This is a genomic window from Nocardia rhamnosiphila NBRC 108938 (genome assembly GCF_000720425.1).
GTDB lineage: Bacteria > Actinomycetota > Actinomycetes > Mycobacteriales > Mycobacteriaceae > Nocardia > Nocardia rhamnosiphila.
In genome coordinates this window covers 190,950-210,454 of the sequence record NZ_JOAJ01000010.1, presented here as the reverse complement: position 1 = coordinate 210,454, position 19,505 = coordinate 190,950, and the positions used below count along the sequence as shown (strand labels likewise).

Genomic DNA, 19,505 nt, shown 5'->3' with positions numbered 1-19,505 from the left:
CTGCCGTGACTCGCCTACGTGGGCGGAAGGACACCGATGATCGACCAGACAACGACCGACCGGGACGTTTTGGCCGGACTGGTGCGCGATTTAGCCGTCGTGCACGGCAAGGTGACGCTGTCCTCGGGTAAGGAGGCCGACTACTACGTCGACCTGCGCCGGGCGACCCTGCACCACCGGGCCGGTCCGCTGATCGGCAAACTGCTGCGCGACCTCGTCGCCGATTGGGACTTCGACGCCGTCGGCGGCCTGACCATGGGCGCCGACCCGGTCGCGCTCGCGGTGATGCACGCCCCGGGCCGGCCGATCGACGCGTTCGTGGTGCGCAAGGCGGCGAAAACCCACGGGATGCAACGCCAGATCGAGGGCCCCGATGTGGTGGGCAGGCGCGTCCTGGTGGTCGAGGACACGACGACCACCGGTAATTCTCCGCTGACCGCGGTACGCGCGTTGCGCGACGCGGGCGCGACGGTGGTCGGGGTGGCCACCGTGGTGGACCGGGAGACGGGCGCCGATCGGGTCATCGCCGACGAGGGCCTCGAGTACCGCTCCATCCTGAGCCTCGGGGACCTGGAGCTCAACTGAACATCGCTGCCGAATCACGGCGGCGGTGCACCGGTCCGTCCCGCTCGGTTAGCCTGAGAATCCGACAGTACTGCAAGTGAAGGGTCGTGAAGTCGTGGTGAGCATTGCCGGCAAGAAGGGGCACGACAACGTAGCAATGCTCGGCATCGGTGCCTACCGGCCGACGCGCGTGGTCAGCAATGACGAGGTGTGCGAGGTCCTGGATTCCACGGATGAATGGATCTTCGAGCGCAGCGGTATCCGTAACCGGCGCTGGATCAGCGGCGACGAGTCGCTGCGGTCCATCTCGGTGGCCGCGGGCCGGCGTGCGCTGCGCAACAGCGGTGTCGACCCCTCGCAGATCGGTGCCCTCATCCTGGCCACCTCCAGCTGGCCGATGCTCACCCCGCACGGCGCCCCGATCGTCGCCAGTGATCTGGGCATGAACGGTATCGCCGCCTTCGACCTGACTTCCGGGTGCGGCGGCTTCGGGTACGGGCTGGGAGTCGCCAGCGATATGATCCGTGCCGGTTCGGCCGAATACGTGCTGCTCATCGGGGCCGAAACGATGACCATCGGCATCGACCCGACCGACCGCGGTACGGCGTTCATCTTCGGTGACGGCGCCGGCGCGGTGGTGATCGGCCCGAGCGAGGAGAACGGGATCTCCCCGACGGTCTGGGGGAGCGACGGCGAGAACGCCGAAGCGATCAAACAGGACATCAATTTCGTCGACTACATGCAGCGGGCCCAAGACCTGCAGGGCACCGATCCCAAGGTGGAGCCGGTGGGCCGGATGTCGCTGCGCATGGAGGGCCCGCGGGTGTTCCGCTGGGCCGCCGTCACGCTGCCTCGGGCGCTGTCCACCGCGCTGGATGTGGCCGGCGTGTCCAAAGACGATATCGAGGTCTTCATCCCGCACCAGGCCAATGCCCGCATCAATGAGTTGATGAAGAAGAATCTCGGCCTGGCCGACGATATTCCGATGGCGGGCGATATCGAAAACACCGGCAATACGTCCGCGGCGTCCATCCCGCTGGCCATGGAGGAGATGCTGGCCACCGGTAAGGCCAAGGGCGGTCAGCTGGCGCTGCTGCTCGGTTTCGGGGCGGGGCTCAGCTACGCGGGTCAGGTCGTCATACTGCCGCCGGCGCCCGCCGAGTCGAGTCTCTGATATGCGCCCGCTACGGGCCGGGTTCCTCGTCGCCACCGCGGTGACCGTGGCGGGTGCGCTCACCGGTCGGCACCGCTGGCAGTGGGCGGCCAAACCGCTGATGATGCCGCTGCTCGCGGCCGATATCGCCACCGGCCGCGCCGATATCGCGCCGGCCGACCGGACCTTGCTGCTGAGTTCGCTGGGCGCCGCGACAGTCGGGGACGTATTGCTCATCGACCCCGACGACGATCGCCGGCTCATTGCCGGGGCGTCCGCCTTCGCCGTGATGCAGACCGGATATGCCGCGCTGTGGTGGCGCTACGGTGCCCGGCCGTCCCCCGCTGTCGCGGTACCGAGGGTGCTGGCCTGGGCCGGTGCCGCCGCATTGCTGCGCGCGAAGGCGCCGGTACTCGCCGCGCCGCTGAGCGCGTACGGTGCGACGTTGGGCACCGCGGCCGTACTCGCCTCCGATCCGGCCCTGGCCGCGAACGCGGACAACGTTGCGGGGCTGAACATTCCCGACGCCGACCCACGCAGCCGGCTCGGGGTGGGAGCGCTGCTGTTCACGGTCTCGGACGGCCTCATCGTGCTGCGGCGGCTCTTCGCGCGCGGCGAGCGGGCGCGGCGGGTGCTCGAAGCGGTGATCCTGGCGACCTACGGCGCCGCGCAGTTCCTCCTCGCCGACCCGGCCGCGCACGCGCGCACGCCGCTCGGCGCCGCTGCGCCCGAACGGGTTTCCGCTGGTAGCGCCTAGGCCCTGCCCGCTACCATCCACGCATGAGCTACCCGCCGCCCCCGTACGGCTACCCGTCGCGGCCCGATCATCCGCAGGCGACCACCGTACTGATCCTCGGCATCGTCGGAATGATGTTCTGCCAGGTCTGTGCCCCGGTCGCGTGGGTGATGGGACGCCGGACGCTCAACGAGATCGATGCCTCCGGCGGCACCGTCGGCGGCCGCAGCAATGTGATGGTGGGTTACATCCTGGGCATCATCGGCTCGGTGATGCTGATCCTGGGAGTGCTCGCGGCCATCGCCTACATCGTCTTCATGGTCGTGCTGATCAACTCTGCCTGATCGCGTCGCCTTCGGTGCCCACGGCCGGGGCCTTCGTGACCAGCGCTCGATGGTCGCCGTTCTATGGACGGCCCACTCACCAGGCGGCAGTGAGGTCCGCGTGCTGGCGGATCCAGGTGTGCATGGCGATTCCCGCCGCGACTCCCGCGTTGATACTGCGGGTGGAACCGAACTGGGCGATGGACACCGTGAGTACCGCTGCGTCCCGGGCGCTTTCGGTGACGCCCGGCCCCTCCTGCCCGAAGAGCAGCAGGCAGCGCCGCGGCAGCCGGACGGTTTCCAGCGGTACCGAACCCGGGACATTGTCCACCGCGACCACGCTCAGATCCTCGGACCGGGCGAATTCGAGCAGAGCCTCGATATCCGGGTGGTGGGTGATGTGCTGGTAGCGGTCGGTGACCATGGCGCCGCGCCGGTTCCAGCGGCGGCGGCCGACTATGTGCACCGCGCCGGCGGCGAAGGCGTTGGCGGTACGCACGACCGTGCCGATGTTCGCGTCGTGTCCGAAGTTCTCGATGGCGATGTGGAACGGGTGGCGGCGGCGGTCGATATCGGCCACGATCGCTTCCCGGGTCCAGTAGCGGTACGCGTCGACGACATTGCGGCGGTCGCCTTCGGTGAGCAGGACCGGGTCCAGCCGGTCGTCATCCGGCGGTGGCCCGTCGTGCTCGGCCGTCCACGGCCCGACCCCGTTCGGGTTCTCACCCCATTCGGTTGGACCGGGTCCGGGTTCGGGGTCCGGGTCGGGATCGTCGGATTCCTGTCGCGCTGCCGGCTCCAGGTCCGGGGTACGCGCTGTGGCGAGGCCCGGATCGGCCCCTAGCGCTGGGTTGGTCACGGCATGAATCGTAGTGCGGGCGGAACGGGGTCGTCCGGTTCGGTCCAGTCCGATCGAAACCTGTTGCGCGCCCGTGGGTTCTGCGGACGGCTTGTCCGCCCGCCGCGCCGGGGCCCGCGGCGGCCGGCGCGACACGCCCGGACGTAAACCGGGGTTTACGACATGCGGTCTCCCGTTTCGGGCGTTGTTCGGCAGTGATTCCACGAGGTCCGGACCGAATCCGGGCGGAGGCGAACGGTTGCGCGTCGAGTCGGTAACAATTGAGCGGCGGAAAAGCCGATTCGCCTGGCAATATGGGTTTCATGACCCCGCCCAGCGACGATCTCGACGTTCCCCGGCGCTCGGCCGGGCAACAGCGCAGGCCGCTGGGCGACCCCGCCACACGCTGGTCCGAGCGGGCCGACCGGGCCGAGGCCGCGATTCTGTCCCGCCATCTGCGGCCGGTGTGGCTGTTGCCGGGCACCGCGCTCGGCGTGGTGGGCTGGCCGTCGATCCGGCGCGAGCGATTCTTCCTCACCTGGCACTACTGGTGGCAGGCCCATCTCATCGATTGCGCCGTCGATGCCGCCAACCGGTCGCCGAGCATCGAACGCCGCAAACGGGTGGCCGGCCTGGTCCGGTCGCACCGGCTGCGCAATCTCTCCGGATGGACCAATCGCTACTACGACGATATGGCCTGGCTGGCCATCGCCCTGGAACGCGCCGCCCGGATCCACGACAACGAGGAGGCCGTCGGCGCGCTCGGCCCACTGGAACAGAAGCTGTACACGGCGTGGAACCCGGCGGTGGGCGGCGGCATCCCCTGGCGGGTGGGGGCGGATTTCTACAATGCCCCGGCCAACGGTCCCGCCGGTATCGCGCTGGCCCGGCTCGGCCGGTACGAGCGGGCAGCGGAGATAGCGGACTGGATCGACGAGACGCTGCGCGATCCGGAGACCGGTCTCGTCTTCGACGGTATCCACCTCCCCGCCCGGGAGCTGGAACGCCCGGTCTACACCTACTGCCAGGGTGTCGTGCTCGGCCTGGAGACCGAGCTCGCGGTACACACCGGCAACCACGCGCATCTCGACCGGGTGCACCGCCTCCTGGACGCCGTGGAGGACCATCTCACCGTCGAGTGCGTGGTCCGCGGCGGTAGCGGTGGTGACGGCGGGCTGTTCAACGGCATCCTCGTGCGCTATCTCGCCCAGGTCGCGCTGATGTTGCCCGGCAACGAACACGAACAACTCGCCGACCGGCGCGTGGCCGCGCGCATCGTGAAGGAATCGGCGGCCGCGGCCTGGGAGAACCGGCTCGATGTGGAGGGTGAGCCCCTCTTCGGCCACGACTGGGCGGTATCCGCTCAGCTGCCCAGTGGTAGCCGCGGCGCCGGCGGGCTCACCTCCAATGGGGCGGTCAGCTCCTCCCGGGTTCCCGAACGGGACCTATCGGTACAGCTGTCGGGATGGATGCTCATGGAAGCCGCCCATATGGTCACCGCGGCCGGTCTGTAGTTCGCGCGGATCGTAGCCGTGACCGGGGTGGTGGCCCGCCCGTCCGAGGCCGGGCAGCGGCATGGTGTCGGCCTCGGCGGATGCGGAATCGAGGTCGAAGTCCTCGATCGGCTGGGACATCTCCTGCCGGTACTGCCTGATGCCGATAACGGTGCCCACGATCAGGCACACCACCAGCGAGCCGATCACGATGGGCATGAGCCAGGAGATCCGCTGGATGAAACCACCGGCGTAGTACCCCATGAGCAGTAGGACCGGGGCCCAGATGATGGCGCCGATGGTGCTGGCCACGGTGTAGCGGCGATGCTCCATTCCGGCCGCGCCGGCCACCATCGGGCACAGGGTGCGCACCCAGGGGATCCAGCGGGCGATCAGGACCGCCACAAAACCGTGCCGCTGCAACAGTTCGGCGACCCGGGACAGGTTGCGGGTGTTGATGTAGCGCCCGTTCTTGCGGGCGATGAGCCGGTGGCCGGTTCTTCGCCCGACCATGTAACCCACCTGGTTGCCGGCGATGGCGGCGACCATCGCGCCGATCGCGAGCAGCCAGACCTGGGTTTCGCCGGTGGCGTGCGAGGCCATCACGATGCCCGCGGTCAGCAGCATCGAATCGCCGGGCAGGAACAGCCCGAGAATGAACGCGCATTCCAGGAAGACGAAGGTCAGGACCACGGTCCAGACGAGTGCCGGTCCTGCGGAGATCAGGGGTTCGAAGCTGCCCATCGCATGGGGCACGGCCTGGACGCTCACCACTTACCGAACGGGAGAATCGTTTGCGCCGACCGGTCCGGCGTGATGCACCACCGGCAGGGGCATGGTGTTGTCGAATTGGCCGGGCATATCCATGGCCGGAAGCTCCGCGGTCGAGGCCAGGGTGCCGTTCTCGACGGTTTTGTCCGCTTTGCGGCCGGCCAGCTTCTTGGCGACGGCGCTGATGCCCGGCAGGATCGAGATGAACACGATCAGCAGGAAAATGGCCTCGACGTGGTCGCGGATGAAGGCGACATTGCCGAGGAAGTAGCCGAGAACGGTCACCCCGCCACCCCAGGCGACGGCGCCGACGATATCGAAGGCGACATAGCGCTGGTAGCTCATCTTGGAGACCCCGGCCAGCACCGGCATGAAAGTCCGGACGATCGGGACGAAACGGGCCAGGATGATCGTTTTGGGGCCGTGCTTCTCGAAGAATTCGTGCGTTTCGGTGACGTAGCTCTTCTTGAAGAAGCGCGTGTCCTCTTTGTTGAACAGCGCGGGGCCGATGGCCCGGCCGATCCAATACCCGCATTGATCACCGGCGAAAGCGATGAAGACGACGGCCGGAACCAGTACCCAGATCGAAACCGGAGGATTGGGTTGCGCGGCCAGCAGACCGCCGGTGAACAGCAGCGAATCACCGGGGAGCAGTGGGAAAAGCAGACCGGTCTCGATGAAGACGATCACCAGAATGGCCGGTAGCACCGCGTTCTTCAGCCAGGTCTCGGTCAACAGGTGCATCGGGTCGAGCAGTTCGGTCAGAGCCAGATTGCTCGTCACCGCGTCGGTAGCTGCCAGCGCAATCACCCGGCCCACAGTACCGGTTACATCGACGGCCGTAGGGTGCGGCGGCGCAAACAATCCCCTTATACCGGATGAAACCCGCCTGCCTTAGGGTATGTGCAGAAACAGACAATCCCACGTCTGCCGCACAACACGGAGGTCTTCACAGTGCCGATCGCGACTCCGGAGGTCTACGCCGAGATGCTCGGTCAGGCCAAGGCGAACTCTTTTGCCTTCCCTGCCATCAACTGCACATCGTCGGAGACGATCAACGCGGCGATCAAGGGCTTCGCCGAGGCGGGTAGTGACGGGATCATCCAGTTCTCCACCGGTGGCGCGGAATTCGGTTCCGGCCAAGGGGTGAAGGATATGGTCACCGGTGCGGTCGCGCTGGCCGAATTCGCCCATGTGGTGGCCGCGAAGTACGACATCACCATCGCGCTGCACACCGACCACTGCCCCAAGGACAAACTGGACGGGTTCGTCCGGCCGCTGCTGGCCATCTCGCAGGAGCGGGTGGACGCCGGGCAGAATCCGCTGTTCCAGTCGCATATGTGGGACGGTTCGGCCGTGCCGATCGACGAGAACCTCTCCATCGCGCAGGAACTGCTGGCCGCCGCGGCCGCCGCGCAGATCATCCTCGAGGTCGAGATCGGTGTCGTCGGCGGTGAAGAGGACGGTGTCGAGGCCGAGATCAACGAGAAGCTCTACACCTCGCCCGCCGACTTCGAGAAGACCATCGACGCGCTCGGCGCCGGCGAGAAGGGCAAATACCTGCTCGCCGCCACCTTCGGCAATGTGCACGGCGTGTACAAGCCGGGCAATGTGGTGCTCAAGCCCGAGGTGCTGGCCGAGGGCCAGCGGGTGGCCGCGGCCAAGCTGGGCCTGGCCAACGACGCCCAGCCGTTCGATTTCGTGTTCCACGGCGGTTCCGGGTCGCTGAAGTCCGAGATCGACGATTCGCTGCGCTACGGCGTGGTGAAGATGAACGTCGACACCGACACCCAGTACGCGTTCACCCGGCCGATCGCCGCCCATATGTTCAGCAACTACGACGGTGTGCTGAAGATCGATGGCGAGGTCGGCAACAAGAAGACCTACGACCCGCGCAGCTACCTGAAGAAGGCCGAGCTGTCGATGGCCCAGCGGGTGGTGCAGGCGTGCAACGACCTGCAGTCCGCCGGGCGTTCCATCAGTGCCTGATCTCTTCGCACCGTCCGTAGCCGGATGACACTCGATCTCCGCGTGCTGGGGCCCGTGCGTCTACTGGTCGGCGGTGAGCCGGTGCCGGTCGGTGGGCCCAAACCCCGGGCGCTGCTGGCCGCACTCGCGGTGAACCGGCGCCGGGCCGTGTCCTCCTCCACCCTGGCCGATATGGTCTGGAACGAGGAGCCGCCGGATGCCTACGCGGCCAGCCTGCAGGTGTTCGTATCGAATATCCGGAAGGCGCTGCGCAATTCCGGTGTCGACCCGGCGGGTGTCCTGCGCACGGAGTCCTCGGGTTATCGGCTCGAGATCGCCGACGATGCCTGCGACCTGGGCCGGTTCGAAGCCGCCCGGGACGCGGGCACCCGGGCGTCGGGGGCCGGTGATCACGCCTCGGCGTCCCGGCTGTTCGGCACCGCCCTGCGCGAATGGAACGGCCGGGCGCTGTCCGATCTCGCCGGTCTCGGTTTCGCCGACAGTTTCGCCACCGCCATGGAGGAGGAGCGGCTGCTGGCGGTATCGGCACGGTTCGACGCGGAGATCGCGTGCGGCCGGGCCGCCGCCGTGATCGGCGAACTGGTCGCGCTCACCAGCGAGCACCCACTGCGGGAACCGCTGTGGGGTCAGCTCATCACCGCTCTCTATCTGTCCGAACGCCATGCCGACGCGCTGGAGGCGTGCCGGCGGGTGCGGGCGGTACTGGCCGAGGAACTCGGTATCGACCCCGGGCCCGCGCTGGTGGAGCTGGAACGGCGGGTCCTGCGGCAGGAACCGCTGAGCACCGTGGAGCTGAAGAGCGTCGAGCGGATGGCCGCGGCGATGACCGATACGGTTACCGAGGTGCCACGGACCGTGCGCAGCGGTCAGCTGCGGTTGCCGGACGGACGGACGGTGCCGGTCGCGCACGGCGGTTTCCGGATCGGCCGGATGACGGACAACGATCTGATCCTCGACGATCCGAAGGCCAGCCGGTACCACGCCCAGATCAAACTGGGCCGGGCCGGCCTGCTGATCGAGGACCTCGGCTCGGCCAACGGGGTGTTCGTCAACGAGCAGCCGATCGATTCCGCGCTGCTGGCCGACGGCGATTCGATCCGGATCGGCAATACCGTGCTGGCCTTCCAGGCCGTCCGCTGAGGTCTCAGCCCAGGACGTCGTGGCGGACGATGGTCTCCTCGCGACCCGGCCCGACCCCGATACAGGAGATCCGGGCGCCCGAGAGCTCCTCCAGCCGCAGCACATAGGCCTGGGCATTGGCGGGCAGTTCCTCGAAGGTCCGCGCGCCGGAAATGTCCTCCCACCAGCCGGGCATCTCCTCGAAGATCGGCTTGGCGTGATGGAAGCCGGTCTGGGTGGTCGGCATCTGCTCGACCCGTTCGCCGTCCACCTCGTAGGCCACGCAGATCGGCACCCGGTCCAGGCTCGACAGCACGTCGAGTTTGGTGAGGAAGTAGTCGGTGATGCCGTTGACCCGCGTCGCGTAGCGGGCGATGACCGCGTCGAACCAGCCGCAGCGGCGCGCCCGGCCGGTGGTGACGCCGACTTCGCCGCCCGTCTTGGCCAGGTAGGCGCCCGATTCGTCGAACAGTTCGGTGGGGAACGGGCCGGAGCCGACCCGGGTGGTGTAGCACTTCAGGATGCCCAGCACCGTACCGATCTGGTTGGGTCCGATTCCCGCGCCCACCGCGGCGCCGCCGGCGGTCGGGTTGGACGAGGTGACGTAGGGGTAGGTCCCGTGGTCCACGTCCAGCAGGGTGCCCTGCGACCCCTCCAGAAGCACGGTCTCACCGCGTTCGAGGGCCAGGTTCAGTTCCAGCCGGGTATCGCTGATCCGGTGCGCGAATCGTTCGGCCTGGCCGAGCACCTCCTCGACCACCTGCTGGGGGTCCAGGGCGCGCCGGTTGTAGATCTTGACCAGCACCTGGTTCTTGAACTCGAGCGCGGCCTCGACCTTCTGCGTGAGGATCTTCTCGTCCAGTACATCGGCGACCCGGACCCCGACCCGCGCGACCTTGTCCTGGTAGCAGGGGCCGATACCGCGACCCGTGGTGCCGATCTTGTTGTTGCCGAGGAACCGTTCGGTGACCTTATCGATGGCCACGTGGTACGGCATGATCAGATGCGCGTCGGCGGAGAGCAGCAGACCCGAGGTGTCGACAGCGCGATCCTCCAGCCCGGCGAGTTCGTCGAGCAATACGCCGGGGTCGACGACCACACCGTTGCCGATGACGTTCTTGACGCCGGGGGTCAGGATGCCGGACGGAATGAGGTGCAGCGCGAAGTTGTCGCCGTTGGGTAGCACCACGGTATGGCCGGCGTTGTTGCCGCCCTGGTACCGCACTACCCACTGCACGCGGCCCCCGAGTAGATCGGTGGCTTTGCCCTTGCCCTCGTCACCCCACTGGGCTCCGATGAGGACGATTGCCGGCATGGTCGTGTCTCCTACGATTCGACGCGCAACACGCAACGTGCTGCAGCTACCTGCCGTAATGCGGAGGAAGCCGGGAGCACAGTCTAGCCGAGACCGCGCGGGCGCCGGGGAACGGTCGCCGGGGCCGGGCCGTTGCGCGGGTCGCCACCGGGCACCCTTTACACTCATGGGTGACCGGTCCGAGGGAGGGTGTTGGGCGTTTGAGTACCCAGGTTCTCCGCTGTGCCGATGCACCGGTACCCATCGCCCTCGCCGCGCAGCCCACCGCGCAGACCGGGGCGATACCGGGCACCGGGCTGATCGACGAACTCCTGCCGGTGCTGGCGGCCGACAGCCTGCCGCGTCTGATCGTGCTGGGCGGTGACGCGGCGCTGGCCGCGGTACTCACCCATCTGATGCGCACCGAGCGGTTGCACGTGGAAGTCGGCTACGTACCCCTGGAGCGGACCTACGCCGCCCAGGCCTATGACCTCGATACCGGAAACGCCGCGGCGAAACGGGCGCTCGAGGGTTCGGCCCGCGAGACCCCGCTGGTACGCGACGACACCGGCACCGTCCTGGTGGGCCGCGCCAAGATCACCGGGCCGGAGGGCGGCCCGCTGACCGGTGAGGCCTATGTCGACGACACCCGCCTGTTCTCCGGCACGATCCGGGCCATGTTCGTCACCCCCACACTGGAGCTGCCCGGAGTGCGGGCGAGTTTTCCGCGCCGGTTCCGGCGCCGCCGCTGGACCCACGGGCGCGCCGCGCAGTTGGGCACGCCGGGTGCGGTGATCAACCGCGACGGTATCCAGAGCGACAGGGTGGTGCCGCGGTCGACGTTCTACCGGCATCACGAACCCTGGCTGCTGGTCCGCTGATGCTGCGATACCTCCGCCTTCGCTGCGGCTTCCGCGGATCGCATGTGGGCTTTTCGGGCGAGGTCCGGTGATGCGGTTTCTCCGCTTCTGCTCGGCCTTTCACGGTCCGGATGCTGCCGGGTGCGACCGGTCGGGGGATCGATATCTCGCTTCCCGGCCTGGGTTCCGGCGGACCGATATCGTTCGGGTGAGCATCGGAGGCCGGTCGTGAGCGGCAGAGTATCGGCGCTGCGGCGCGGCGCGGTGCGGCCCAGTCCGGTCTTCCTGCTCGTGCTGGCGGTCGCCGTGGCCGGTGGGGTGCTGGCCTGGGGCGCGGAGCTGGATTCGGTACAGGCGAAGGCCGGGGTATTCGTCCTCGTGGTGTTCGGCTGGGTGGTGAGCCTGTGCCTGCACGAGTTCGCACACGCCTATATCGCCTGGCGGGCCGGGGACCGCGAGGTGGAACTGCGCGGCTACCTGACCTTGAACCCTCTCAAATACAGTCATCCGCTGCTGTCGATCGTGCTGCCGATGGTTTTCATCGCGCTCGGCGGTATCGGGCTGCCCGGCGGCGCGGTCTATGTGCACACCCATCAGGTGCCGCCGCGTACGCAGCGGCTGATCAGCGTGGCGGGCCCGGCCGTGAATGCGGTGTGCGCGGTGGTGCTGCTGCTGGTCGTGCGTTTCTTCGGCAGCGCGCAGGAGCATCCGGCGTTCTGGTTCGGGCTCAGCTTCCTGGCCTTTCTACAGGTGACCGCGACCCTGCTGAACCTGCTGCCCATCCCGGGCCTGGACGGCTACGGCGTGGTGGAGCCGTCCCTGAGCTACCAGACCCGGCGCGGGCTGGAACAGTTCAAACCTTTCGGCATGCTCATCTTGTTCGCCCTGCTGTTCACCCCGGCGATCAATCAGGTCTTCTTCGACGCCGTGTACGCGCTCTACGACCTGTCCGGGGTATCGGAGCAGTGGTCGCGCTACGGCGGATATCTGACGAGGTTCTGGGCGTAGTCGATCCGAGAGGGCCCGCCCGGCGCGGCGCCGGCCGGACGGGCCCGGATTCCCCGCCCGGGCCGGCGTCCGGGTATCCGAAACATTCGGCGCTGGCGCGCCGTCCGTCGGCGACGCGGCGCACGGGAGGGGTCCGACCGAACCGGCTGTGGGCCGGTGCGGTCACGTTTCACATTAGTGGAGACCGGCCGACCCGGCACAGGTGGTCGACTACTCGAATACGCTTTGTGGCCGGGCGATGCGGCGCGTGCGGTCCGCGATCGCGGACCGGGCCGGTGCCGGCAACCCGGTAGCGAACGATATTGCGAATCCGTCGCCTAACCGACCGTATCGGCGGGCCGATTCGTCGGTGTCACATAGGGATTGGGCACGGTGGGCGGGAGCAGTGCCAGGGCGGAAACGCGCTGCACCCCGCATACCTGCAGCAGGTCTACCAGCGTGGACCGGATCTGGGCGAAGACCACATGCGCCGACAGGCCGGCCCCCGCAACCAGCTCCGGGCGCGCCTGTTTGGCCACCGAGCGCAGCACGCGGGCGGCCTCCGCGCGGTCGGGTTGTTCGCCCGGATCGGTGAGGATCATGCGCCGGACCACCTCGACCGCGGCGGCCAGCTGCTCCACTTCCTCGATCAGGCCCGGATTGAGGATCTCGTCGTCGCGCACCAGGGTCAGCGAGCGGCGCAGCAGCACGCGGGTGTTGCGCACCGCGTTGTCCAGTGGATCGGCCGCGGCGCGCAAGCGCTCCAACCGGCCGCGCGAATTCCAGTACAGCGGAGAAATCCGGCTCACCTCGCGGCCGCCCTCGAGCGATTTGCGCAGCGAATCCAGCTGCGCCTGGGTGGCCCGGACCGCGGTGAGCGCGGTATGCACTTTGCCGGGATCCTGTTCGAGTAGTCCGTGGGCGCCGTCGGTGAGTGATTTCGCCATCACGCCCAGAATCGCCGCCGCCTGCTCCCGGGCCCGGCGCACCGGATGCAACGGCAGTGCGGCGACGACCACCACCCCGACCAGCCCACCGATCAGTGCGTCCACCATGCGCGACAGCCCGGCGCCGGTGTCCGGCGGCATCAGGGTGGCCACCAGCACGGCCGAACCCGAGGCCTGGATACCGATGATGGCGCCGCCGTCGAGGAACACCGCCAAGGCCATGGCCACCGCCACCACCAGGGCGATCTGCCAGACTCCGGTGCCCACCCGTGAAATGAACAGATCGCCGACGCCGATACCGACCGCGACCCCGACCACCAGTTCCAGCGAGCGGCGCAGCCGCGCGCCGAAAGCGGTGCCGATGGACACCACCGCGGCGGTCGGCGCGAAGAAGGGCAGCGCATGGCCGACCACGTCCTTGGCCAGGAACCAGGCCAGCGCCGCCGCCAGCGAACACTGCAGAATCGGGATCGCCGAGAGACGGAGCCGCTTCCAGGAACGCCGCATCCGGTCGGCACCCCTGGTCCGGGCTCGGCCCACCGGGGACTTCGGGTCGATCAATGCTCCGGGTTCGCTCAGCCCAGACCCAGTTCGCCGGCCGCTCGCGGATCGCAGTCCTCGAGCAGGTCCAGGCAGCGGGCGTACTCGTCGGATTCCCCGACGGCCTTGGCCGCCTTGGCCAGGGCCGCGACACTGCGCAGGAAGCCGCGGTTCGGTTCGTGCTCCCACGGGACCGGGCCGAAACCCTTCCAGCCGTTGCGGCGCAGCAGGTCCAATCCACGGTGGTAGCCGGTGCGGGCGAACGCGTAGGCGGCGACGACATCGTGGTTGACCGGCTCCGTGGCGTCGGCCGCGCGCTCCAGCGCGGCTTCGGCCAGGGCCGCCCAGGCGATCGAGGCGGCGGGATTATCGGCCGCGACGCGCACCGGATCGGTGCCGGCGTCGAGCGCGTCCTCCGCGTCGTGTAGTTCAGGAAGGAGTACCGGTTGCGGGCCGAGCAGATCACCGAACGAGGTCATGGGCTTCATTGTGCACGGGTATCGGGAATGCTCGATAGGCTGGCCATCTACGTCACATTCTGTTAGCCAGCAACGAGGGGTATAGGTGTCGCACCCGACCGACGACAAGGAACCGATCCGCTCCGAATCCGACACCGGCGGCGAGTCCCGCGCGGATTCTTCCGCCGAGAAGAAGCCGCAGACGTCCGACACCCGATCGCAGCCGTCACGGGCAGCGGATGCGGCGACCTCGGAGACCGGCGGGACGGTGACCGGAACAACGGCGGCGGCCGGTGAAGCGGACCCGGACGAGAAGGCCGGTGCGCCGACCGAGGCGCTGGAACGTACCTCTCAGGACTCGGGCGGGGAATCGGCAGACAGTGACACGCAGGCCGAGGACGCCCCGCCGGCGGCGGCCACGGAGTCCGGCGTCCCGGCGGCGGAGCGGGCCGATGCCCCGGACAGCTCGGACGGTGCGTCCGCGGAAGTGGCGACTCGGGGCTCGGACGCGGATACCGAGGCCGCGGCGCCGGTCGCGGGAAGCGGGGCCGGGCCGGGCGAGGAGACCGCCCCGGGTACGGATACCGGATCGGATGAGCCGGCGCCCGCCGCGGATGTGTCCACCGAAGCGGCTCCCGCCGAGGAAACCGGCGCGCGGGCACCTTCGACCGTGGCGGAACCGGAGCAGGCCACGGCCGACAGCGAGCCCGGCGGCGATGCGGGGCAAATCCGCGCCGGCTCTCCCGACGACGTGACCGCCGAGGTTCCGGCGGGATCGGCCGCGGCGGATGCGGACGAGGTGTCCGGCGCGGCGGCAACGACGTCCGGTGAGGGCGGTGACGTACCCGCCGACGAGGACGCTTCCGCCGACGAGGACGCTTCCGCCGGCGAGGCCGAGCAGGCCACGGCGGCGCAAGCCGGAGCCGGGGGGACAGCGGCCACGGAAACCGATGCCGGGAGTGCGGATTCGGCCGGTGGTGCGTCCACGTCTTCGGATACCGACGCCGGTCTTGCCGGACCCGGCGGCAGCGCGGTGGAAGCCTCGGCCGCATCCGCCGGAGATGCCGAGGAGACTGCCGCCTCGACCGGTGACACCGAGACGGTCACCGGTGGGACTGCCGACGTCGAAACAGTTGCGGCCGGGACTGCCGAATCGGCCGGTATCGCGGAGGAGGCGGCCGCGCCGGCCGGTGGCGCGGAGACGACCGCCGCATCCGATGCCGGTGCCGGGCCCGGCGAAGATGCCACCGCCGAGATCACCGTGAGCGTCACCGAGCCCGGTCCCGATACGGCGGGAGAGACCGCGGACGAGGCGGCCGGAGCCGGGCCGGACGAGGCCGCCACCGCCGCGGAGAAAGTGCCGGCCGAAGCCGCGGATACCGACGCGGCGACCGAAGGCGACGACACCGCGCCCACCGACCCCACGGTCGAACTGGAGGCGCCGGCCGGTACCGACGCGAAGACAGTGGTGATCCCCCGGCCGCAGCGGCCGGAGGAGGCACCGACCGAGTCCATCTCGGTGCGCAAACCGGACCCGAACGCCACCGAGCGCATCGATATGAGCCAGGTGCGCAGCCCCGGCCGCCCGGGAACGAAACAACCGGGCGGCCCGCCCGGCCCGGCCCGCACCGACCGGGTCGGGGCGGGTACGGCGGGGCCGCTGTCGAAACCGCCGAACACACCGCGCCCGCAGTCGGGCCCGAAGCGACCCGGCCCGCAGGCGCCGAGCCGCCCGGACCAGTCCGCACCGCAGCGGCCGGGCGGACCGGCGCCCGCGCCGCAGGGCGCCGGTGGGTCGCAGGGCGCACCGCGTCCGGCCGGAGGTCCCGGTCGGCCGCAGGCGGGGCAGCGTCCGGCCGGTGCGCCGTCACCGGCCGATATCAAACCGACGGTGGCCGAACACCGGGTCGCGCAGTCGCCGCAGTACGGTGCGCCCGGGAAGATCGCGCAACCGCAGCGGGTGGAGCCGGCGGCCGCGCCGGCGGGGTCCACGGGTAACCGGAAATGGCTGATCGCCGCGGGGGCGGCCGTGGTGGTTGTGATCGCGCTGATCGCGATCGTGGCCGGCATCGGTTCCGGTGACGATTCCCCGCAGGCCCGGATCCGTACGGCCATCGGCGATTACACCGGCGCGCTCGAGAGCGGCGATCTGGCCGCCCTGCGCGATATCACCTGCGGCGGTCTGCACGACTACTACCAGGGATTGTCGGAGGAGCAGTTCGCCGCGGTGCACCAGCAGGCCGTCGACGGGGGCAGCATTCCGAATGTGACCGGTGTCGACGCCGTGCAGATCACCGATCGGAACGCGCTGGCCCAGGTGACCGTGCAGACCGAAGCGGATTCGGAGCAGACCACCCGGACCTTCGATCTGCAGGAGACCGACGACGGCTGGAAGGTTTGCGATCCGCCGGCGGGCACTCCGTAACACGGAAGTACATATCGGCGAGCCGCAGACCGGTGAGTTCGCTGCGGCGCAGTGCCGGGTAGCGGCACTGTGTCCAGTTGCGCTACGCGGTGACCGGCGCCTCGGGCGGGACGGTCGCCGGGGCCTGCCGCGGCGGCGCCCCGGGCGGGAACGCGCTGTTCCCGCCCGGGCCGGTTACCTCCGCGTTCGACCGACACCCGTTCGTGCTCGCCCGTCCTGGATCGCCGCGCGAGCGGGTGGGTGGTCGAAACAAAGGGTCTTTCGCAATCGGCGGGTCCGCGTGAGGATGGTGGTATCACCTCGCTGCAAAGACTTTCGCTATGAGAACTCGAAGAACAGTGGCCCGCCTCGTGATCGCCGGATGTGCGCTGTCGGCGCTCGCCGCCGCCCCGGCCGCCGCCGATACCCCGCTGTCGTCGAATCGGAGCCAGGATTCCCATCCGCTGCCCGCCGACCGGGCCGAAGCCGAACCCGAAAAGGACGGGCAGCCCTACTACCTCGATTGCGCGCATGCCCGCCGGGAATCCGACACCCCGTTGCTGGGTGGCCGCCCCGGTTATTCGCGGCAACTCGACGCCGACGGTGACGGCGTGGCCTGCGAAGTGGGGGAGTAGCGGTACCGCGAGCCGCGGTACCGGTACCGGCGTGCGGCTTTCCCGGAGCCGGTGGGTAATTCGCGAAGGTGGCCGATCGAGAGTCCCTGACCGCGCTCCTGGGTGGAAAACCCGCTACCTGACGGTAGTACTGCGGCCTGCGGTTCTTCCGATATCTGCCGACCCGTGACGGACCCGGGGTGGCCGAATCGCCCGGTACCCATCGGTCCGGTTATCGATTACGCTGGCCGCTCATCGAACACTCCGGGGTTTATGGAGGTGCGCATGGTTAGGAAATCCGCTGGTCGATTCGCCGCGGTGGCGGCGCTGTGCACCGGAATGCTGCTGCTCGGGGCGTGTGCGGACAATAAGGGCACCGCGGTTCCCGTGGCCCCGGCCGCCGCGTCGTCGCAGCCGGAGAGCCCGCAGGAACGCAACCTCCGGGTGCGTGACGAACTGGCCCGGCTGGGCTGCGATACCAATTCCTGTATCCAGACCTATTTCGCCTGTGAGGACGGGTTGCTCTCCGGGCAGGCGTGCGAGTTCTACCGCACGCATCCGCTGAATTGACAACCGACCAGTCCAGTTGTGTAACTGGACTGGTCGACCCGCGGCGACTGCCGCGCTCGGCCCGGGGTCAGGCTGCGTCCCGTTCCCGGTACGAGCGTGCGGCGTCCAGGTCGCGGTACATCCGCTCGAGTTCGTAGCGGCTCGCCGCGTCCTCGGTGACGGGACCGATTGGTCGGTACCTATCCAGTAGTTCGGCGATCCGGGATTCGTGCACGACGTAGTCGTATGCGATGAAGCCGAAAGTTCCCACTCCCACGAGTGCCACAAAGAGTGTCATACGTTCAGCATCCGGTAACTGGACTTGCTGCGAAAGAGCCAATTGCTTAATACTGGACCCTATGGCGACACGGGTGATCGGCGCGACAGGTCTGGCTCGCGATCTGGGACACTGGCGTAGTGCCGATGCGGCGGCCGATGGCGGCGCCCGCAAATCGGCCCGGCCCGCCTACCTGGCGCTGGCCGAGGGGATCCGGCTGCTGATCCACGACGGGCGCGCCCCGCTCGGGATCGCCCTGCCCAGCGAACGCGATCTGGCCGCCACCCTCGGTGTCAGCCGGACCACGGTCACCTCCACCTATGCGCTGCTGCGTGAACACGGCTATCTCATCACCCGCCAGGGCTCGCGCAGCACCGTCGCGCTGCCGCCGGCCGTCGCGCACGACGGCACCCGGGCCGCCCGCGGCATCATCGCCACCATGTCCACCGGCGCCGCGCCGGCCGTGGACCTGACCTACGCGGCGATGACCGCGCCCCCGGAGATGGAAGAGGCGTACTCGGTCGCGCTGCAGGGCATCCCGTCGTATCTGGGTACCCACGGCATGGATCCGGTGGGCATCCTGCCGTTGCGGGAAGCCCTGGCCCGCCGCTACACCGAACGCGGTCTGCCCACCGGCGCCGACCAGATCCTGGTGACCCTCGGCGCCCAGCACGGACTCCGGTTGCTGCTGAACGTGCTGGCCCCGACCGCGGGCCGGGTCCTCATCGACCACCCCACCTACCCCAACGCCATCGAAGCCATCCGCGATGTGGGTGCGCGCCCGGTCCCGGTCCCACTACGCCTGGAGGATCCGGCGGCCGCCTGGGACCTGGACGGACTGCGCAGCGCCGCCCGGCAGACCGCCGCCTCGCTGGCCTATCTCGTACCCGACCACAACAATCCCACCGGCTTCCTGATGGACGACACGGCTCGCGCCGAACTGGCCGCCATCGCCCGCGACACCCGGATGACGCTGATCATCGACGAGTCCATGGCCGATCTGTCCCTGGGCCCGCAGGCGCCGGTATCACCGGTCGCCGCGTTCGCGAAGGGATCGGAGGTCGTCACCATCGGGTCGGCCTCCAAATCCTTCTGGGGCGGTCTGCGGGTGGGCTGGATCCGGACCTCGGAATCGCTGATCACCCGGTTGCTCGGTATCCGCGCGACCGTCGACCTGGGTACCCCGGTGATGGATCAGCTGGCCGCGGTGCATCTGCTGGAGCACGCCGACCCGATTCTCGAGCGCCGGCGCACGCAGTTGCGCAGCCAGCGGGAGACATTGCTCGCCGCCATGGCCGAGGAACTGCCCGGCTGGTATGTGCTTCCCGGGGTCGGCGGGATGTCGGTGTGGGCGCAGCTGCCCACGCCGGTGTCGACGGCGCTCGCCGCCACCGCGCCGAATCACGGAGTGCTGCTGGCGGCGGGCCCCCGATTCGGGGTCCAGGGGGCATTCGAACGTTTCCTGCGGTTGCCCTACACGAGCCCCGAACCCGAGCTGCGGCGCGCGGTCACCGCCATCGCGACGGCCTATGCGACGCTGGGACCGCAGGCCGGCGATTCGCTCCAGCCGCTCACCTGCTACTGAAACC

18 protein-coding genes and 2 pseudogenes are annotated in these 19,505 nt (G+C 69.1%); 13 read left to right on the top strand and 7 right to left on the bottom strand.

Translation table 11 applies throughout. The features are described 5' to 3' along the window. Nucleotides 1–36 precede the first annotated feature (36 nt). The 4 genes from pyrE to IG75_RS0130495 all read left to right on the top strand — a co-directional run bounded on the left by pyrE (nt 37) and on the right by IG75_RS0130495 (nt 2,797). On the top strand, nt 37–585 hold the full coding sequence (gene pyrE, locus IG75_RS0130510; protein WP_030524803.1) for an orotate phosphoribosyltransferase: 549 nt from the start codon (nt 37–39) through the stop codon (nt 583–585). Between the two features lie 94 nt (nt 586–679). Continuing rightward, nucleotides 680–1,738, top strand: coding sequence for a beta-ketoacyl-ACP synthase 3 (locus IG75_RS0130505; protein WP_030524802.1), 1,059 nt, complete (start codon nt 680–682; stop codon nt 1,736–1,738). Between the two features lies 1 nt (nt 1,739). Continuing rightward, a complete protein-coding gene (locus tag IG75_RS0130500) occupies nt 1,740–2,474 on the top strand; it encodes a lysoplasmalogenase family protein (RefSeq protein WP_051715147.1) in 735 nt (244 codons plus the stop codon). A gap of 23 nt (nt 2,475–2,497) precedes the next feature. Further along, nucleotides 2,498–2,797: a hypothetical protein gene (locus IG75_RS0130495; protein ID WP_030524800.1), complete on the top strand. Its 300-nt coding sequence runs from the start codon at nt 2,498–2,500 to the stop codon at nt 2,795–2,797. A gap of 76 nt (nt 2,798–2,873) precedes the next feature. Here the strand turns inward: IG75_RS0130495 and IG75_RS0130490 are convergent, their stop codons facing one another. After that, on the bottom strand, nt 2,874–3,578 hold the full coding sequence (locus IG75_RS0130490; RefSeq protein WP_030524799.1) for a TrmH family RNA methyltransferase: 705 nt from the start codon (nt 3,576–3,578) through the stop codon (nt 2,874–2,876). Nucleotides 3,579–3,937: 359 nt separating this feature from the next. Between IG75_RS0130490 and IG75_RS0130485 the strand changes: the two genes are divergently transcribed. Further along, the gene (locus tag IG75_RS0130485; RefSeq protein WP_081877257.1) at nt 3,938–5,128 is read left to right on the top strand and encodes a glycoside hydrolase family 76 protein; all 1,191 of its coding nucleotides are present in this window, start codon (nt 3,938–3,940) and stop codon (nt 5,126–5,128) included. Nucleotides 5,129–5,215: 87 nt separating this feature from the next. On the opposite strand, the pseudogene IG75_RS0130480 reads toward IG75_RS0130485, so the two are convergent. Together IG75_RS0130480 and IG75_RS0130475 are read right to left on the bottom strand one after the other, a co-directional pair. Further along, nucleotides 5,216–5,851 (bottom strand): annotated as a pseudogene (locus IG75_RS0130480) (DedA family protein); the annotation flags it as partial. Nucleotides 5,852–6,028: 177 nt separating this feature from the next. Continuing rightward, nucleotides 6,029–6,622: pseudogene (locus IG75_RS0130475) on the bottom strand (VTT domain-containing protein); the annotation flags it as partial. A 210-nt stretch (nt 6,623–6,832) separates the two neighbouring features. On the opposite strand from IG75_RS0130475, the gene fbaA reads away from it, so the two are divergent. Both fbaA and IG75_RS0130465 read left to right on the top strand, forming a co-directional pair. Next, a complete protein-coding gene (gene fbaA, locus IG75_RS0130470) occupies nt 6,833–7,867 on the top strand; it encodes a class II fructose-bisphosphate aldolase (RefSeq protein WP_030524795.1) in 1,035 nt (344 codons plus the stop codon). A gap of 24 nt (nt 7,868–7,891) precedes the next feature. After that, a complete protein-coding gene (locus tag IG75_RS0130465) occupies nt 7,892–9,007 on the top strand; it encodes a BTAD domain-containing putative transcriptional regulator (protein ID WP_030524794.1) in 1,116 nt (371 codons plus the stop codon). A gap of 4 nt (nt 9,008–9,011) precedes the next feature. Here the strand turns inward: IG75_RS0130465 and IG75_RS0130460 are convergent, their stop codons facing one another. Then, nucleotides 9,012–10,301 (bottom strand): adenylosuccinate synthase, encoded by a 1,290-nt coding sequence (locus tag IG75_RS0130460; protein WP_030524793.1) that lies wholly within the window; start codon nt 10,299–10,301, stop codon nt 9,012–9,014. A 200-nt stretch (nt 10,302–10,501) separates the two neighbouring features. Here IG75_RS0130460 and IG75_RS0130455 point away from each other — a divergent pair, with 200 nt between their 5' ends. Then, nucleotides 10,502–11,161 carry a hypothetical protein gene (locus tag IG75_RS0130455; RefSeq protein WP_030524792.1) on the top strand — a complete coding sequence of 220 codons (660 nt, stop codon included), beginning with the start codon at nt 10,502–10,504 and terminating at the stop codon, nt 11,159–11,161. 207 nt (nt 11,162–11,368) lie between these two features. Beyond that, nucleotides 11,369–12,148 (top strand): site-2 protease family protein, encoded by a 780-nt coding sequence (locus tag IG75_RS0130450; protein ID WP_245713358.1) that lies wholly within the window; start codon nt 11,369–11,371, stop codon nt 12,146–12,148. 317 nt (nt 12,149–12,465) lie between these two features. Here the strand turns inward: IG75_RS0130450 and IG75_RS0130445 are convergent, their stop codons facing one another. Together IG75_RS0130445 and IG75_RS0130440 are read right to left on the bottom strand one after the other, a co-directional pair. Then, nucleotides 12,466–13,581, bottom strand: coding sequence for an FUSC family protein (locus IG75_RS0130445; protein WP_036515570.1), 1,116 nt, complete (start codon nt 13,579–13,581; stop codon nt 12,466–12,468). 68 nt (nt 13,582–13,649) lie between these two features. Continuing rightward, a complete protein-coding gene (locus IG75_RS0130440) occupies nt 13,650–14,093 on the bottom strand; it encodes a DUF3151 domain-containing protein (RefSeq protein ID WP_030524789.1) in 444 nt (147 codons plus the stop codon). 85 nt (nt 14,094–14,178) lie between these two features. Here IG75_RS0130440 and IG75_RS40465 point away from each other — a divergent pair, with 85 nt between their 5' ends. The 3 genes from IG75_RS40465 to IG75_RS0130425 all read left to right on the top strand — a co-directional run bounded on the left by IG75_RS40465 (nt 14,179) and on the right by IG75_RS0130425 (nt 17,660). Beyond that, nucleotides 14,179–16,497 (top strand): Rv0361 family membrane protein, encoded by a 2,319-nt coding sequence (locus IG75_RS40465; RefSeq protein ID WP_051715144.1) that lies wholly within the window; start codon nt 14,179–14,181, stop codon nt 16,495–16,497. A 320-nt stretch (nt 16,498–16,817) separates the two neighbouring features. Continuing rightward, nucleotides 16,818–17,111 carry an excalibur calcium-binding domain-containing protein gene (locus IG75_RS0130430; protein ID WP_081877239.1) on the top strand — a complete coding sequence of 98 codons (294 nt, stop codon included), beginning with the start codon at nt 16,818–16,820 and terminating at the stop codon, nt 17,109–17,111. Nucleotides 17,112–17,375: 264 nt separating this feature from the next. After that, a complete protein-coding gene (locus tag IG75_RS0130425; RefSeq protein ID WP_156059256.1) occupies nt 17,376–17,660 on the top strand; it encodes a hypothetical protein in 285 nt (94 codons plus the stop codon). Nucleotides 17,661–17,727: 67 nt separating this feature from the next. Here the strand turns inward: IG75_RS0130425 and IG75_RS0130420 are convergent, their stop codons facing one another. Beyond that, nucleotides 17,728–17,937 carry a hypothetical protein gene (locus tag IG75_RS0130420; RefSeq protein WP_030524785.1) on the bottom strand — a complete coding sequence of 70 codons (210 nt, stop codon included), beginning with the start codon at nt 17,935–17,937 and terminating at the stop codon, nt 17,728–17,730. Between the two features lie 61 nt (nt 17,938–17,998). Between IG75_RS0130420 and yczR the strand changes: the two genes are divergently transcribed. Further along, nucleotides 17,999–19,501: a MocR-like transcription factor YczR gene (yczR, locus tag IG75_RS0130415; RefSeq protein ID WP_030524784.1), complete on the top strand. Its 1,503-nt coding sequence runs from the start codon at nt 17,999–18,001 to the stop codon at nt 19,499–19,501. Nucleotides 19,502–19,505: the final 4 nt, after the last annotated feature.

Bases quoted from the DNA above. Each gene is read 5' to 3' on its own strand.
- pyrE (WP_030524803.1), top strand. From the start codon at position 37: ATGATCGACCAGACAACGACCGACCGGGACGTTTTGGCCGGACTGGTG.
- IG75_RS0130500 (WP_051715147.1), top strand. From the start codon at position 1,740: ATGCGCCCGCTACGGGCCGGGTTCCTCGTCGCCACCGCGGTGACCGTG.
- IG75_RS0130495 (WP_030524800.1), top strand. From the start codon at position 2,498: ATGAGCTACCCGCCGCCCCCGTACGGCTACCCGTCGCGGCCCGATCAT.
- IG75_RS0130485 (WP_081877257.1), top strand. From the start codon at position 3,938: ATGACCCCGCCCAGCGACGATCTCGACGTTCCCCGGCGCTCGGCCGGG.
- IG75_RS0130465 (WP_030524794.1), top strand. From the start codon at position 7,892: ATGACACTCGATCTCCGCGTGCTGGGGCCCGTGCGTCTACTGGTCGGC.
- IG75_RS0130460 (WP_030524793.1), bottom strand. From the start codon at position 10,301: ATGCCGGCAATCGTCCTCATCGGAGCCCAGTGGGGTGACGAGGGCAAG.
- IG75_RS0130445 (WP_036515570.1), bottom strand. From the start codon at position 13,581: ATGCGGCGTTCCTGGAAGCGGCTCCGTCTCTCGGCGATCCCGATTCTG.
- IG75_RS0130440 (WP_030524789.1), bottom strand. From the start codon at position 14,093: ATGACCTCGTTCGGTGATCTGCTCGGCCCGCAACCGGTACTCCTTCCT.
- IG75_RS0130430 (WP_081877239.1), top strand. From the start codon at position 16,818: ATGAGAACTCGAAGAACAGTGGCCCGCCTCGTGATCGCCGGATGTGCG.
- IG75_RS0130425 (WP_156059256.1), top strand. From the start codon at position 17,376: ATGGTTAGGAAATCCGCTGGTCGATTCGCCGCGGTGGCGGCGCTGTGC.
- IG75_RS0130420 (WP_030524785.1), bottom strand. From the start codon at position 17,937: ATGACACTCTTTGTGGCACTCGTGGGAGTGGGAACTTTCGGCTTCATC.
- yczR (WP_030524784.1), top strand. From the start codon at position 17,999: ATGGCGACACGGGTGATCGGCGCGACAGGTCTGGCTCGCGATCTGGGA.